At 66.3% G+C, this 15,153-nt stretch carries 10 protein-coding genes; 6 read left to right on the top strand and 4 right to left on the bottom strand.

Features of this window, described 5'->3' with window-relative positions:
• Window positions 1-28 precede the first annotated feature (28 nt).
• Both AB5K84_RS07835 and AB5K84_RS07830 read right to left on the bottom strand, forming a co-directional pair.
• Window positions 29-1,408, bottom strand: coding sequence for an O-antigen ligase family protein (locus AB5K84_RS07835; protein ID WP_011090300.1), 1,380 nt, complete (start codon window positions 1,406-1,408; stop codon window positions 29-31).
• A 45-nt stretch (window positions 1,409-1,453) separates the two neighbouring features.
• Window positions 1,454-2,521, bottom strand: a complete 1,068-nt coding sequence (locus AB5K84_RS07830) for a glycosyltransferase (protein WP_038967363.1) — start codon at window positions 2,519-2,521, stop codon at window positions 1,454-1,456.
• Between the two features lie 239 nt (window positions 2,522-2,760).
• On the opposite strand from AB5K84_RS07830, the gene AB5K84_RS07825 reads away from it, so the two are divergent.
• Window positions 2,761-3,747 (top strand): glycosyltransferase, encoded by a 987-nt coding sequence (locus AB5K84_RS07825; RefSeq protein WP_038967362.1) that lies wholly within the window; start codon window positions 2,761-2,763, stop codon window positions 3,745-3,747.
• Between the two features lie 15 nt (window positions 3,748-3,762).
• Here the strand turns inward: AB5K84_RS07825 and AB5K84_RS07820 are convergent, their stop codons facing one another.
• A complete protein-coding gene (locus AB5K84_RS07820) occupies window positions 3,763-4,791 on the bottom strand; it encodes a glycosyltransferase family 2 protein (RefSeq protein WP_011090303.1) in 1,029 nt (342 codons plus the stop codon).
• Between the two features lie 406 nt (window positions 4,792-5,197).
• Here AB5K84_RS07820 and AB5K84_RS07815 point away from each other — a divergent pair, with 406 nt between their 5' ends.
• The 5 genes from AB5K84_RS07815 to AB5K84_RS07795 all read left to right on the top strand — a co-directional run bounded on the left by AB5K84_RS07815 (window position 5,198) and on the right by AB5K84_RS07795 (window position 11,033).
• Entirely contained in the window at window positions 5,198-5,998 is an 801-nt protein-coding gene (locus AB5K84_RS07815) for a class I SAM-dependent methyltransferase (protein ID WP_011090304.1), read from the top strand.
• A 291-nt stretch (window positions 5,999-6,289) separates the two neighbouring features.
• Complete coding sequence (locus tag AB5K84_RS07810; protein ID WP_011090305.1) at window positions 6,290-8,650, top strand: exopolysaccharide transport family protein; 2,361 nt, start codon at window positions 6,290-6,292, stop codon at window positions 8,648-8,650.
• Window positions 8,643-9,449, top strand: coding sequence for a WecB/TagA/CpsF family glycosyltransferase (locus tag AB5K84_RS07805; protein ID WP_011090306.1), 807 nt, complete (start codon window positions 8,643-8,645; stop codon window positions 9,447-9,449). Before AB5K84_RS07810 ends, AB5K84_RS07805 begins: the two co-directional genes overlap by 8 nt.
• Before the next feature lie 19 nt (window positions 9,450-9,468).
• Window positions 9,469-10,461 carry a UDP-glucose 4-epimerase GalE gene (gene galE / locus AB5K84_RS07800; RefSeq protein ID WP_011090307.1) on the top strand — a complete coding sequence of 331 codons (993 nt, stop codon included), beginning with the start codon at window positions 9,469-9,471 and terminating at the stop codon, window positions 10,459-10,461.
• 230 nt (window positions 10,462-10,691) lie between these two features.
• Window positions 10,692-11,033: a hypothetical protein gene (locus AB5K84_RS07795; protein ID WP_011090308.1), complete on the top strand. Its 342-nt coding sequence runs from the start codon at window positions 10,692-10,694 to the stop codon at window positions 11,031-11,033.
• Here the strand turns inward: AB5K84_RS07795 and AB5K84_RS07790 are convergent.
• On the bottom strand, window positions 11,007-15,122 hold the full coding sequence (locus AB5K84_RS07790; protein WP_038967361.1) for a bifunctional diguanylate cyclase/phosphodiesterase: 4,116 nt from the start codon (window positions 15,120-15,122) through the stop codon (window positions 11,007-11,009). The two genes, AB5K84_RS07795 and AB5K84_RS07790, sit on opposite strands and share 27 nt — an antisense overlap.
• Between the last annotated feature and the right edge of the window lie 31 nt (window positions 15,123-15,153).

Below are 15,153 nucleotides of genomic sequence, written 5' to 3'. Positions count from 1 at the left end.
TCGCCGCATATCGTTAAGCGGATGCCACTTACGGCCGTTCCGGCTGCGACAAGCTGTCAGCGCGCGGCTCCGTTTGCTCGACGCACTGGAACCTGGCCAGGAAATGCAGACCGGCCGCGGCAAGCGCGAACATGAACCAGATCGGATTCTGCCGTTCGAGCAGGAAGGTCTCGGTGGTCCCGTAGTACAGGCCGAACAGCCACACGGTCAGGAACAGTTTGACCAGCGCAGCGCTGCGGTTGTGCGCCTGGGCCGACTGGAAATTACGGAGCGGCGCGAGCACGAAGACGAGGACGACGAGCAGCAAGCCCGGCAGGCCGATGGTGACCGCGAGGTCGAGATAGCTGTTGTGGCTGTGCGCGGCGGACGTCGCCCATTCGGCGCCCTGAGCGGTCTGCCGCGCCGTCACGTCGTCCCAGAAGGCCGCATAGCCGTGGCCGATGATCGGCTTTTCGGCGACGGCCGCGAGCGCGAACTCCCAGATGTCGGAACGGCCGGTGAAGGTGGGATCGAGAGGAAGCAGCCGCGTCATGGCGCCGAGCGACGGGCTCACGACGCTGCCGACCGTCAGCAGGTTCATCACGATCAGCGGGACGAAACACATGAGCCGCTTCAGCCACGGGCTTGGCGTGGCACAGACCAGCGACGCGAGGGCGTAGATCGCAAGGCACAGCACCGACGACGTCTTGCCGCCGGTGAAGATCAGGAAGATGCCCGCCAGCGCGGCGATCGCCGGTCCCATCACGAACGACCCGACGCTGCAGAGGTAAATGCCGACATAGACCAGGATGGTCATCACGGGAGATGCGACGTTCTTGTGGCCGAAACTGCCGCGCCAATCGCCGGCAAGCTGCGGCTCGGTGACGTCGAGCGCGGTGTGGATGGAATATTGCGGCGCGAGGAAGACGCCGAGATAGCACAGCACCAGCAGCACGAGCGCGGCAGCGCCGAGGCACAGGTTGAAGCTGCGCTGCGTCGGCGGCAGCAATGGCAACAGAACGGCGAGCGACGTCACGCTGGCCGCGAGCACGAAGCGCTGCATCGAAACGCCGCGGCTCTCTGAGAAGACGATGTTGATCAGCAGCCAGCCGACGAGGCAGAGATGCAGCGGGGTCACCAGGCTCTTCAGCGCGGGCGCATCCGTGGCGGCGACGAGCAACACGGCGATTGCAGCCAGGAGGCCGAAGGAGATGTAGGTGAGCGCCATTCGCCCGCCGACGACGGTGGTGACGTCGGGATTGCGCAAATCGGGAAACGGATCGAGCGTCACCAGCACGAGGAGCAGGGCCGCAACCGCGACGAGGCAGCGCGCCGCCAGCGCGGCATTCAGACCGGCAAGCCCATCGCACAGGACGTGGCCGAACGATCGGGCCTCGACGTCGGTCATGTCAGCGGCACTGCGATCCATGGCTCAAGGCCGGCCTGGTGAACCCGGGGAAGCAAGCGACAAGTCTTAGCTCGTCCTCGTTAACCATCCGTCAACCAGCAGGCCGGACGCGTCGGACGCCTTCTGCCGCCGCGCCACGCTTCGCGCGATCTCGTAATATTGCAGCGCTCGCTGTTCCAGCGTGAGATTGTCGAGCACGAAGCCGCGCGGATCGAACGCATCAGCGGCGCAGCCGGCCCAGAAATCGTCCCAGCCTGCCTCGAACCCGGCGGAGTCGACGAACCTCGTGCCGCAACGGTGATCCCAGTACGGCACCGACGACACCGGTTCGAACTTCACGCGATGCGGATAATAGTCGGGGTCCCGCCACGGGCCGCCAGGGTCCCAGGCGAACACCGGCACGCCGCAGGCCAGCGCCTGCTGATAGGCGATGCCCTGGCTTTCGTTCTGGCACAGGAAGATCATCGCGCGCGAGCGCGCAAGCGCGGCCTGATAGTCCTCCTCCTTGTAGCTGCCATAGCGCAGCTCGGTGAACGAGCGCCCCTCCTTGAGCAGCCGGGCGCGGACAGGCTCGATCAACTCCGGCGCATAGCGCTCGCGGTCCCAGTGGACCTTGTCGTAGATCAGCACGTCGACGGTCTTCTGCGAGGCGCGCGACGGCGCCCAGAGATCCGTGTCGATGCCGACGGGCCAGGCCTCCGTGTCGGGCCAGTACGGCCGGTACATGTCGGCGTACCACTGGCCGGGCACCACGACCTTCTTCACCGGCAGGCGCTTGAACAGGTCGGGATCGTCGAGCGGATGATTGTGGGCGGCGACGCCGAGCAGGATCGGATTCTTCCACGCGAACTTGTCGAGCAGGAAGGTGCGACCGATGATGCAGGCGACTTCCTCGGGATGCTGCGCGACGTAGCCGTAGTCGTTGACGCGGTAGCGGATGCCGAGCCGATCGAGCCCCGCGCAGAGATTTAGGAACACGCGAAGCTGCCCGCTCATGCGCGGCTCGCCGAGCAGCATGCGGCGCGCCATGCGCCGCAGATGCCGGTCGCCGGGAAACCAGCGGTCGTCCTTGTCCTCGTAGAAAAGGTTGAGGACCATGTCGTCGGGATCGTAGTCGAATGTCTTTGCGGGCACTGGAATCCATCCGCGGCAGCCGAGTGCGCATTCTCGCATGGGACCGGCTGTCGCACTCTTCCAAGTTTGCGACAGGCTTAATGCCAACGGCTTAACGTTATTCTGCGAATCCGGCGTCGCGCAGGCCTTCCGAGAAACGATTTGGCCGTAATGCGGGTATCATCCGCAGCGGCCAAGGTTGCCATCGATCGCATCTGCAGATGCGCCCTGGTTAACGAATCCTTAAAGCGAGCCGCAGCTTGATCACCGCCGAAGACGTTCTCGATTTACCGGTCAGCGCACGCGTGGCGACGCAAGCGCGCCTCCCGCTGCCGGTGGGCTCGACCACGTCGGTGTCCGTCGTCATTCCCGCCAAGAACGTTGCGGCCTATGTCGGCGAAACCCTCGCCAGCGCGCTGGCGCAAGGCGAGGTGACCGAGGTGATTGTCGTGGACGACGGTTCGACCGACAACACCATCGCGATCGTCCGCGCCATTCGCGACCCGCGGCTGCGCCTGATGACCAACGATTCCGCCGGCGTATCGGCCGCGCGCAATCTCGGCGCGCGACATGCCAGCGGCGAGTGGCTCCTCTTCCTCGATGCCGACGACCGCCTGCGCCCCGGCGCGGTCGCGGCACTGCTGGCCGCAGCGCGCGGCGCTCCGCGCGCCGTCCTCGTCTACGGCGACTACAACACGATCGACAGCGAGGGACGGCAGGTCGGCCGGCGCGACCTCTTGAAAGGACGCCGCAAGCCCTCCGGCGACGTGCTGACGCGGCTCGCGGCCAGCAATTTCATCGTCAATGGCGGCATCGCGCTCGCGCGTGCGGAGGCCTTCCGCGCCATAGGCGGCTTCGACACCTCCCTCAGATATTGCGAGGACTGGCACTGCTGGTGCCGCCTTGCTGCGATCGGCGAGTTCGAGTTCGCACCAAAGCTTCTGCTCGACTATCGCCTGCACACGGCCAACACCATGAACGCGGCTGTGCGGACACCGCAGGATTTCTTCCCGGCGATCGCGCGGGTCTTCGACGACGGACTGATCCTGGCGAGATTGCCCGAGGGCACGGCAGCCCGGCTGCGGCAGGCGGCCGAGATTCATCTCGTCACCTATTCGGCGATGCAGGCGGTCCGCTTCGGCAGATATCGCCAGGCCTTCACCTATCTCGGGATGGTCGGCCGCCGCTCGCTCAAATCGCTGCCGCGCTCCGCGCTCAGGGTCGCCCTCGCCTGCTTTGGCATTTAGTCCGCCGCCACGGCGTCAGGACACGATCTTCGAGGCCTCATAGGGCTTCGGCTCGATGCCGAGCGCTGCCAGCAAGGAGCCGAGCGCGACCATCACGGGATGCATCGCGACGACGGCTTTCGACGTCGCCAGCAGGCGGGCCGCGCGTAGTAAAGACAGCGGCAGCCGGCCGAGCATCTGCGCAAACACCCGCACCCGCGCCGCTGCGCCCTGCGCAGCCTTGTGCTGCACACGGTAGTTGATCGCGCCGATACGCAGACCGCGCTTTGCGATCCAGCCGAGGCTGGTGCGGCTTTGTGGCACGGTCTCGGTGATGACCGCCTCTGTCGTCCAGTGGAACGTCATGCCGGCATCGCGGCAACGCACGAAGAAGTCGCAGTCGCCGCCGCCGAGGAAGTTGAAGCGCAGATCGAAAGCCGGACTGCCGAGCCGGTCGAACGCCGCACGCGTGATCAGACAATTGCCGCAGCCATAGATCAGCGGCACCGCGCCGCTGTAGTCGTAGGCTGGGCGGAAGGCGGGATGACGCGAAAGCCAGGGCTGGCTGTCGTCGTCGAAGTCAGGCAGCACCGGCCCGCCGACCACGTCGGCGCCGGTCGCCTCTGCGGTGCGAACCATCAGCTCGAGCCAGTCGGGCGAGGCGATCTCGTCGTCGTCGATCATCAGGAAGCGGGTCGCTGCGGGAAACAGCGCCTGTGCCGTCTCGAACGCAGCGTTGATCGCCTGACAGTTACCCTGCCGCTGCTCGACAAGGCAGATGCCCTGGAGCCGGCCGTCGGCGAGATACTCCGCGGCAACCGGCGCGCTCTCGCGCCGCGCGGCATCGTTCTCCACCATGACGACGGCGAAGGAACGCGGGGTTCGCTGGCTCGCGAGCGATTCCAGCGTCAGCCGCAGATGCTGCGGGCGGCGGAAGCAGGGAATGCAGACGACAATGCCGACCGACAGGTCGATGACGCGAGAGCTCGCCGCGATCTCCCGGTTGGGATCGCGCACGGCATCCGAGAGCCGGCTGGCGGACAGGTCTGTCGGGATCAGCGTCATGGCGTTCTAGATGCCCGAGATATGTTGAAAAAGCCCTGCGTCAATCGCATGAGCCGGTGACGTCCCGCGAGGACACAGTGCCATGGGACAGATGCGTACCAAAGTGAACGGCCGGACCGAGGCGCGAAACGGCACCATTCCGCGGATCTCTCGACAATGCAGACCTGCCGCCATGCGCTTAACCGCTTTCGCGTGTTTTCCCTGCCAATCCATGCGCGCGTGGTACTGCAAGTCGCAGTCCATCGGCCGCGGACGGCGCGACAGGGACAATGCTGTAGTTAACGGCCATGCGCATTAACCCGACCGTAAGCACCGCGACCGGTGAAGCATCGCGGCACCAGATTTGCTCTTCGGGCATGCGAGACTTTTCCTGTAAATTTGAGTCGAACAAGCGCGGTCAGAAAATATGAACAAGCCAGCCACGATCGATTTCGCGACAGCTACGGCGATCCAGATCCCCGCGGCCACCGCGCAAGCCGAGGCGCTGCACGATCTGGTCCCCGGCGAAGCCCGCGACAGCCTGCTCGCCGTCCACGACGTACTGCGCCGCGAACTGCCGCAGGGCCGGCTCGCCATCTATGAAGCCGGCGGCGGCTCGTGCAGCGTTCTGCCGCCGGAATTGCTGAGCCGCAGCCAGGTCACCGTCGTCGACATCGACGAGGACCAGGTCCGCAACAACACCTATGCGGACGAAGCCATCCGCGGCGACGTGCAGACCTACCGCTTCGGCGGCGAGACCTTCGATCTCGTGATCTGCTACAACGTGATCGAGCATCTGCCCAACGTCGACGCTGCGCTCCTGAATTTTCGCGACGCACTCAAGCGCGGCGGGATGATCCTGATCGGCGCGCCCAATCCGCGCTCGCTGTCCGGCGTCGTCACCAAGTACTCGCCGCACTGGTTCCACGTCTGGTTCTACCGACACATCCGCGGCATTAGGGATGCCGGCCTGCCCGGCGAACCACCGTTCCCGACCTTCTTTCATCCGCTGGTGACGTTGCCGCGGCTCGAAGCGTTTGCGGCCGCCAATGGCCTCGATATGACCTATCGCCGTGAGGTCGAGAGTCCGCGCTATCCCGAGATGCGCCGGCGCAAGCCGCTGTTCGCAGCTCTGGTCGATGCCGGCGCCGCAATGCTGAACGCCGTGCTCCCGCGCGGCACCGACGTTCGCCGCGGCGATTATCACGTCATCCTGCGGAAGAGCTGACAATCATGGCACGCGCGCGGTCCATCGCAGGACGAGCGAAGCCTGGCGGCCTTGCTGCGCGCGGTAACGAACCGTTAATCCCTTGGGGACCCCGGCATCGCGAGTGTCACAGTGACGCGCCGAGGCGCGGCGTGCGCTTAAACGCTTTGTTTGCCATTTCGGTGAATAGTCCCTCAATGAGTATGGTTAATTTTCCCTGTTGCGTTGATTGGGCACCTATATCCCGGGTGCGTGGCGTAAAGCGAAGAGTAACCCCTCAGCCCGCGGTCGTTGGAATGAAAGCTGGGGACTATGCTTGACTACAACCAGCCGATAGATCGGGCCGGACCGGAGGCCCCGCGACAACGGCCTCAAACCGGCTTCAACGTGCTGGAGCTCGTCAATCTGCTCTGGCGGCGGAAGATCGCGATTGCCGCTGCCGCACTCCTCGGTGCGACGCTTGCCGTCACCGTGGGCAAGAGCGTGACGCCCCGCTACACCGCCACCGCCCAGCTCTATGTCGACCCGCGCGAGCTTCAGCTGGTCGATCGCGAGCTCACGCCGCGTGCCCAGGACGTCTCCGGCATGACCATGGTGGTGGAGAGCCAGGCCCGCCTGATCACCTCGAACAGCGTGCTGCTCCAGGTGATCCAGCAGGCCGGCCTCGACAAGGACCCCGAATTCGGCGGCGGTGATGCCAGGAGCCTGATGTCGTCGCTGCTCGGCCTGATCGGCCTTCAGCCCCGCGCGCCGTCCGCCGCGGAAACCAAGGAAGTGCAGCTCGCGGCGCTCGACGCGCTGAACCGGCACATCACGGTCCGCAAGACCGAGAAGAGCTTCATCGTCGACATCGAGGTCTGGTCGACCGATCCGGCGAAAGCGGCGATGCTCGCCAACACGCTGACCAGCGCCTACCTCGCCGAATCCCGCAACTCGCAGGCTTCGGCCGCGCGACGCGCCACCAACGATCTCTCCGGCCGCCTCAAGGAGCTTCGCGAGCGGTTGCGCAGTGCCGAGACCGCGCTCGCCACCTACAAGGCCCAGAACAATTTCGTCGGCACCCAGGACGCGCTGATCAGCGACCAGCAGCTCTCCGCCAGCAACCAGCGGCTTTCCGCGGCCCGCGCGGCGACAATGGACGCACAGGCGCGGCTCGACCAGATCGAGGCGAGCCGGCGCACCGCTGCCGATGCCGGCGCGAATTCGGAGGCGCTGCAATCGCCAACCATCGCGAACCTGCGCGCGCAATATGCCGACGCCCGCAAGAAGTACGCGGAGCAGGCCGGCGAGCTTGGCCCGCGCCATCCGGCGCTGCGCCAGACCGAGAAACAGGTCGAGGATCTCAAGCGCACCATCAACGAGGAGATCGATCGCTTCGCGCAGTCCGCCAAGAACGATCTGACGCGCGCCCGCGACTACGAAGCTTCTCTGAACCGGGCGCTGGAGGCGCAGAAGCGGCAGAGCGTGCAGCTCAGCCAGGCCGCCGTGCGCCTGCGCGAGCTCGAGCGCGAGGCCGATGCCAGCCGCGACGTCTATCAGTCCTTCCTCAAGCGCTCGCGCGAGACCGAGGAGCAGGAGACCCTGAACACCTCGGCGGCCCGCGTCATCGGCGAAGCCACCGTGCCGCAGCGGCGCTCGTTCCCGCCGGCGATGAGCCTGTTCGCCATGATCGGCTTCATCTTCGGCGCGCTCGCGGCTTCGAGCTGGTTCGTCGCGGCCGAGCTCCTGTTCGCCGGCGCCCCCACGCCGGCCCGCCGTGAACGCACACCGGCGCCGCAAGCTCCCCGAGCGCCAGAGACGACGCGGACTTCGGAGATTGCCCGGCCTCAGCAGGCATCGCGCACTCCGGAAGTCGCGCAGGCTCTGCCGGAAGTTGCCGCGCCATCGCTGCAGCCCTCGATGGTCGAAAGGCCCCTGATCGAAAAGCCGCTGATCGCGCGCCTGCAGGAGGCCGATGTCATCCACACGCTGGGTGCCATTCTCGCCACCGGCGGCGGCGTCGACCTGACACGGCTGGGCTGGCCGACGCTGCGCCCCGGCTTCCCCCTGACGAGCCTGCTCAATGCCTGGCGCGACATGCGCGCCGCGGTCACCCGGCGTGCCGGCGGCAAGGCGATGCCGGTGATCGCGCTCGTTGGTGCGAGCGAGACCACCGGGCGCAGCGTGACCGCGCTGAATTTCGCGCTCGCGGCCGCGCGTGACGGTGCCCGCGTCCTGATGATCGATGCCGACCATCAGGCACGCTCGCTCTCGAACAAGGTCACCCGTCCCGGCAAGAGCGAGCCGAGCGCGCTCGGCTGGCTCTCGATCGGCAGCAAGGCCGCGCGCGAGATCAAGACGGTGAACGGCATTTCGGTGCTGCCGGCCGCCGAAGGCGACGCGGGCAAAGCGGCCGAGGCCATCCGCAAGGCGATTTCGCAGGCGCGCGCCGCCGGCGGCTATGACCTCGTGGTCCTCGACGGCCCCGCGATGCCGCTCCCGGCCGGCGGCCGCAAGCTGCTCGACGATGCCGACGCACTGGTTGCGGTACTGCCGACCAGCCTCGACATCAACGACAGCCTGGAAGAGATCCTGAGCACGCTCGGCCGCGCCGAGCGCAAGCTCGTCGGCGTCGTGCTCGACGAACTCGCGCCCGCAACCCAGGCGCGCCAGCGAGGCAGACAATATGCTTGAGCGCCGCGTCAATCTGGACGGCCGGGCCGCAACCGCCGACGTGCCGCGGATCACCGTCGGCGGCCTTCGCATGGCCGCGCTCGACCTGGAAGCGACCGCCGACTTCATGATCGAGGCGACCGATCCGCGTCATCGCATCGGCCGTCCGTTGCACCTGACCTCGGCCAATGGCGAGGTGCTGGCACGCTGCTCGACCGAGCCGGAGACCGAACGCCTGTTCCGCGGCGCCGACCTGATCAACGCCGACGGCCAGCCGCTGGTGGCGGCCTCGAAGCTGCAATCCTGGTTCCCGCTGCCCGAGCGCGTCGCGACCACGGACCTGTTCCACGTCGTCGCGCGCAAAGCCGAAGCGGTCGGCCGCACCTTCTACATGTTCGGCGCCAGCGAGGCCGAGAACGCCGCGGCGGTCGAGAACGTCCGGACGATGTATCCGAACCTCAAGATCGTCGGGCACAGCCACGGCTATCTGCGCGGCGAGGCCCTGCGCGCGAAGGTCGAGGAGATCAACGCGCTCGCGCCGGACTATCTCTGGGTCGCGCTCGGCGTGCCCAACGAGCAGGCATTCGTGGAGCAATACACGCCGTTGCTGACCAATGTTGGCGTTATCAAGACATCGGGCGGCCTTTTCAACTTTTTGTCGGGCAGCCGGTCCCGCGCGCCGCAATGGATGCAGAAATTCGGACTCGAATGGGCCTGGCGCACCTGGCTCGAGCCACGCCGCCTGTTCTGGCGCTATTTGACCACCAACCCCCGCGCACTCTATCTTCTCTTCAGCCGCAAACGGCCTTCCAATCGCTGAGAGAAGAGTAGAAGACGATATGACCGACCGACCGACCGTCCTCGTCACAGGGGGCGCGGGCTATATTGGCTCGCATGCCTGCCGCGCACTGTCTGCCGCCGGCTATCAGCCCGTCGTTTATGACAATCTCTCGACAGGTCATCGCAGCTTCGTCGCCGGCCCCCTGGTGATCGGCGACCTTCTCGACGATGCAGCGTTGGCGCGCGCCTTTGCCGACCACAAGGTCACGGCGGTGATGCATTTCGCGGCGGCGAGCCTCGTCGGCGAATCCATGACCGATCCGCAGAAGTACTACATCAACAATGTGCAGGGCACGCTGTCGCTGCTCCAGGCGATGCGCAACGCCGGCTGCCATCGCATCGTGTTCTCCTCGACCGGCGCCGTCTACGGCAACGCCGATTCCAAGGAGCTGCCGGAAGACTTTCCCTGCGCGCCGATCAATCCCTATGGCGCCTCGAAATGGATGATCGAGCGCATGCTCGCCGACTATCGCGCGGCCTATGGCTTCGGCGCGTTCTGCCTGCGCTATTTCAACGCCAGCGGCGCCGATCCGGCCGGCGGCATCGGCGAACTGCGCGACAACGAGACCCATCTCATTCCGCGGGCCATGATGGCCCTGCAGGGTCATGTCGACTTCGCTGTGTTCGGCGACGACTACGACACGCCCGACGGCACCGCGATCCGCGACTACATCCATGTCACCGACCTCGCCGCCGCGCATGTCGCGGCGCTGAAGCTGCTGGAACAGGGACATGCCGGCGGCAGCTTCAATCTCGGCACCGGCTCCGGCTTTTCGGTGCGCGAGATCCTCAACGCCATCAGGCAGGAGACCGGGCGCGAGGTGCCGCACACCGTCAAGCCGCGCCGCGCCGGCGATCCCACCTATCTGGTCGCCGACCCGTCCGCCGCGCGAAAAGTTCTGAACTTCGTGCCGCGTCACTCTGACCTGCCTACGGTCATCCGCACCGCCTGGGCCTGGCACCAGAAGGCACATCCGTTCAGGTCGCGTTAGGCAACCGTAACACCCGCACCTTGCCTGCCGTCCCTCCAAACGGCTAGAATGGACGTTCGCTGCCGCCGTCGGCGCATCGCTGACGGCCGCATTTCAGGCATTGCCGACGATGATGTCGGCATGCATGGCTCGGCCAATTTGCGCGAGCCAGCTTTTTCCGAGCGTCAAGGCCACGATCAAATCCGCGCGTCGGCCTGTCATCGGGCGCGGATTCCGGGAGTATCGACCGCATGCATCAGGCTGCACGCCTGGAGTTCGAGCGCGTGATGGATGAGTTCGTTCGCTGGCATGTCGTGCCCGGGGACGAGCGCTCGCCTGCGCCTGCCTGGTGGTGGGGGCCTGCCATGGCGGTGGTCGACGATCACGAGCCGATGAGCGGCGCATGGTGCTCCGAGCTCGGCTTGAACGAAGGCGCGAGCTTCGCCGACGGTGCGCGCACGATACTCGCGCTGTTCGTCGAGCAGACCTCGCTGACGGGGCCGCAGGATTTTCCGCGCAAGGCCGAGGCCACGGATCACGAGGTCCGCGAATTGCACCCGCAACCGTCAGACGACAGCGCGTTTCAGCCGTAACGCGGCGGCTTCGCGGGCGACGGGATCCGGCTCCGGCTGGAGCGGCGGCGCGATCGGCAGAACCATCGGCCGCAGCAGTTCGGCCATCTGCCGGGCCGGCAGCGGCTTCGAGATCAGGAAGCCCTGCATCTCGTCGCAGCCATGGGTGCGCAGGAACGCCTCCTGCTCGACGTTCTCGACGCCTTCGGCGACGACGGTCATGCCGAGCGCCTTGCCCATGCTGATGATCGCCTGCGCGATCGCCTGGTCCTCCGAATCCTGCGGCAGGTCACGCACGAAGGAACGGTCGATCTTGATGGTGTCGATCGGAAAGTGCTTCATCAGCGACATCGACGAATAGCCGGTGCCGAAATCGTCGATGGCGAGGCGGATGCCGCGGCTCTGGATGGCGTCGAGCACCTTGAGCGCGCGCCCGACATTGCGCATCATCATGCTCTCGGTGACCTCCAACTGGAGCAGCACCGGCGACATGCCGGAGGCCGCCAGCGCCTCGTCGACATCCTGCAACAGATGTTCGTCGACGAACTGCCGCGGCGACAGGTTCACCGCCATCGACAGCGGCAACAGGCCGCGGCGCTGCCACGCCATCGCCTGCGCGCAGGCCTCGTTCAGCACCCAGCGGCCGATCGGCACGATCAGCCCGGTTTCTTCCGCAAGCGGAATGAACTGTGCCGGCGAGACGTTGCCGAGATCGGGATGTGCCCAGCGCAGCAGCGCTTCCACGCCGGTGATCTGGCCGGTCTCCATGTCGACCTTGGGCTGGTAGTTCAGCGAAAACTGCTCGCGCTCCAGCGCCCGGCGCAGCGCGCTCTCGAGCGACAGCCGCTCGATCGACTGCGTCTTCACTTCCTTTGAGAAGAAGCGGTAGCCGTTCTTGCCGTCCTCCTTGGCGAGATACATCGCCATGTCGGCGTTCTTGGTCAGCGTCTGCGCGTCGGAGCCGTTGGCCGGATACATCGCGATGCCGATCGAGGCCGTGGTGTGGCACTCGTGGCCGGCCAGCTCCATGGGCTCGGCGAGCGCCGCGAGCAACCCGGTCGCAATCCGCTGCACGTCGTCGATCTCGCCGCACTGGTCGAGGATCACCACGAACTCGTCGCCGCCGAGGCGCGCCACCACGTCGCTTGTCCGCAGCGCACCGCGCAGCCGGTTCGCCACTTCGAGCAGGAGCAGATCGCCGGCCTCGTGGCCCAGCGAATCGTTGATGACCTTGAAGCGGTCGAGATCGATGAACAGAACCGCAAAACGGTGATCGTGGCGCTGCGCGGCGTCGATCGCCTCGCGCAGCAGCCCGTTGAAGGTCTCGCGGTTCGGCAGGTCGGTCAGGCTGTCATGCGAGGCGAGGTATTCGATTCGCTCGTCCGCCTGGTTCTTCTCGTCGGTGCGATCGAAATTCTCCATCGCAAAGGAGACGTTGTCGGCGAGGCGCTGCAGCAGCTCGACGAACTCGGACGTGAAGGTGCCCGGTTCGGTCGACATGTAGATCATGACGCCGACGGCCTGGTCGTGCGCGATGAGCGGAAACGCCGCGCCCGACCGTGCGCCGTCGCCGCGGACGACGGCATGGAAGACACGGACGCGATCGTCGTTGAGATAGTCGTTGCTGATGCAGGGCTGGCGTGTGCGGAATGCCGTGCCGCTCATTCCGCGCCCCTCGGGACGCTCGGGGTCGATGGAGAGGCGGATGTTGCGCGTGGTTTCGGCGGACGGCCCGGCCGCGGCCACGATCTCGAGCTGGTCGCTGTCGGCCCTGGCCAGCGCGATCGTCGTCGAGGTGAACTTGGCGCCGTTCGATGCCGCGAGGCAGACGAGGTCGAACAGCTCGGCGCGCGACTTCGCCCGCATGATCGCCTCGTTGGTGGCGCTCAGCGCCGCGAACATGCGCGTCAGGCGCTCCTTCTGCGCCTCGGTGCGGGCCTTTTCCTCGGCCCGATCGAAATTGTCGAGCGCGAACGAGACGTTCTCGGCAAGCCGCCCCAAGAGCTGGATCAGGTCCGGCGTGAACGCGCTTTCGTCGACTGAAAGGAACAGCAGCACGCCGACCGCCTTGCTGCCGTTGCTGAGCAGCGGGAAGCAGGCCCCCGATCTCGTGCCCTGAATGCGCGCGATCTGGTGCCAATGCGCCGTGCGGATGTCGGTGAGAAGCTCGTTGGCGACGCAAGGGATGCGCGTGCGGAAGGCGGTGCCGGTCAACCCCCGGCCTTCCGGATCTTCCGCCGACGTCGAGAACCGCCACGACTTGACCTGGTAGCAGCTCTCACCCTTGGTCATGGCGATGTCGAGGTAATGTCCGGTTTCGTCCACCAGCGCGATGGTCGCGGAGGAGAAGGTGCCGCCGAGCACCGCGGCTTCGCAGACCACCTCGAACAATTCGGCGCGGGTCTTCACCCGCATGATGGCTTCGTTGGTCGCGCTCAGCGCCTCGAGCATGCCCCGCAGACGATTGCGCTGGATTTCGGCCTTGGCCTTTTCATCTGCGCGATCGAAATTCTCCAGCGCGAAGGCGACGTTGGCCTGAAGCTTGCGCAACAGCTCGACGAACTCGGGCGTGAAGGTACCGCGCTCCGGAGAATTGAACAGGAACACGCCCTCGACCCGGTCGCCATTCAGGAGCGGCAGCGCCGCGGACGACGCGATGCCGGTGCGGCGGGCGCTGGCCTGCCACGGCGCAATGCGGTCGTCGGCGAACACGTCGTTGCTGACCGAGGGCTGGCGCGTGCGGAACGCAGTGCCGGTCAGCCCGCGTCCCTCCGGCACCTGGTCGGAGGTGGAGAACTTGAAGGTGCGGACCTGTTCGGCGTTCGGCCCATAGCTGGCGACCACGCGCAGCAGCTCGGCACGATGGTCGGCGAGCGCAATGGTGACCGAGGTGAACTTGGCGCCCTTCGCCGTCGCCTCGCAGACGAGGTCGAACAGCTCGGCCCGCGTCCGCGCGCGCAGGATCGCCTCGTTGGTGGCGCTCAGCGCCGCATACATGCGGGCGAGACGCTCTTCTTCCCCGGCGATCCTGGCCTTCTCCGACTCACGGTCAAAATTCTCAATCGCGAACGAGACGTTCTCCGCCATGCGCAGGAGCAGCGCGACGACTTCCTCGTCCTTGGCCCACGACCTGCTGACGAAGGACAACAGCACGCCGACGCTTTCGCCGTGCTTGATCAGCGGCGCGACCACGCAGGCGGCGACACCGGTGTTGACGTTGGCCTGCTCCCACGGGGTTCCCCGGGTGCGGCTGGCGAGATCTTCCTCGATGACGGCCTTCTGCGTCCGGAACACCTCGCCGGAGATGCCCTTGCCATAGGGATTCTCCGGATCGATCGAATAGCGCGCCTGGGTGACCAGCTCCAGATTCTGTCCCGTAGATGCGACCGGCTTCATCCAGTGCGAACCCGGTTCGCGGAGCAGGACGATGGTCGCAAGCGACTTGCCGCCATGCACGGAGGCGTCGCACACGAGCTGGTAGAGCTCCTGCTCGGTCTTGGCGCGGAGAATGGCCTCGTTGGTGGCGCTGATGGCGCCGAACATGCGGTTGAGCCGCCGCGTCGCCCGCTCGCTGGTCTGCCGCGCCGTCTCACGCGCGAAATTGTCGAGGGCATAGGAGATGTTGGCCGACATGCGCTCGAACAGCGACACCATCTGCTCGTTCAGCGAGCCGGCTTCGCTGCGGGTCACGTACAGCACGCCGACGCTCTTGCCGTTGCAGAGTAGCGGCAGCGCCGCGGCAGCGCCAATGTGGGCCTTGGCGGCGCCCTCGCGCCACGCCAGCGAGCGCGGATCGTTCAGATAATCGTTGCTGACGCACAGCCTCTGATCGCGAAACGCCTCGCCGCCGACGCCCAATCCTTCCGGCGTGCCGGCGTCCGTGGTGATCTCGATCGAGCGCAGCCGCTGGATATCGTCGCCGCAGCCGGCCGCAAAGCAAAGCCGCCGGCCGTCCGGTCCCACCAGGAACACGGCCACGGCCAAAAAGTCCCCGCTCGAAAACCCGGCGTCGCAGACCTTCTGGTACAGCTCGTCCGGCGATTTCGCGTAGAGGATCGCTTCGTTTATGGCGCTCAACGCCGCAAAGGTGCGCGCGAGTGTCGTCGGCACGATCTCAGCTCCCGGGCATTTCTGCCTAATT

Source organism: Bradyrhizobium sp. 1200_D9_N1_1 (assembly GCF_052075915.1).
In the GTDB taxonomy this organism is placed as follows: domain Bacteria; phylum Pseudomonadota; class Alphaproteobacteria; order Rhizobiales; family Xanthobacteraceae; genus Bradyrhizobium; species Bradyrhizobium diazoefficiens.
Note: the sequence above shows the minus strand (reverse complement) of the source record. Positions and strands in the feature narration are given on the sequence as shown.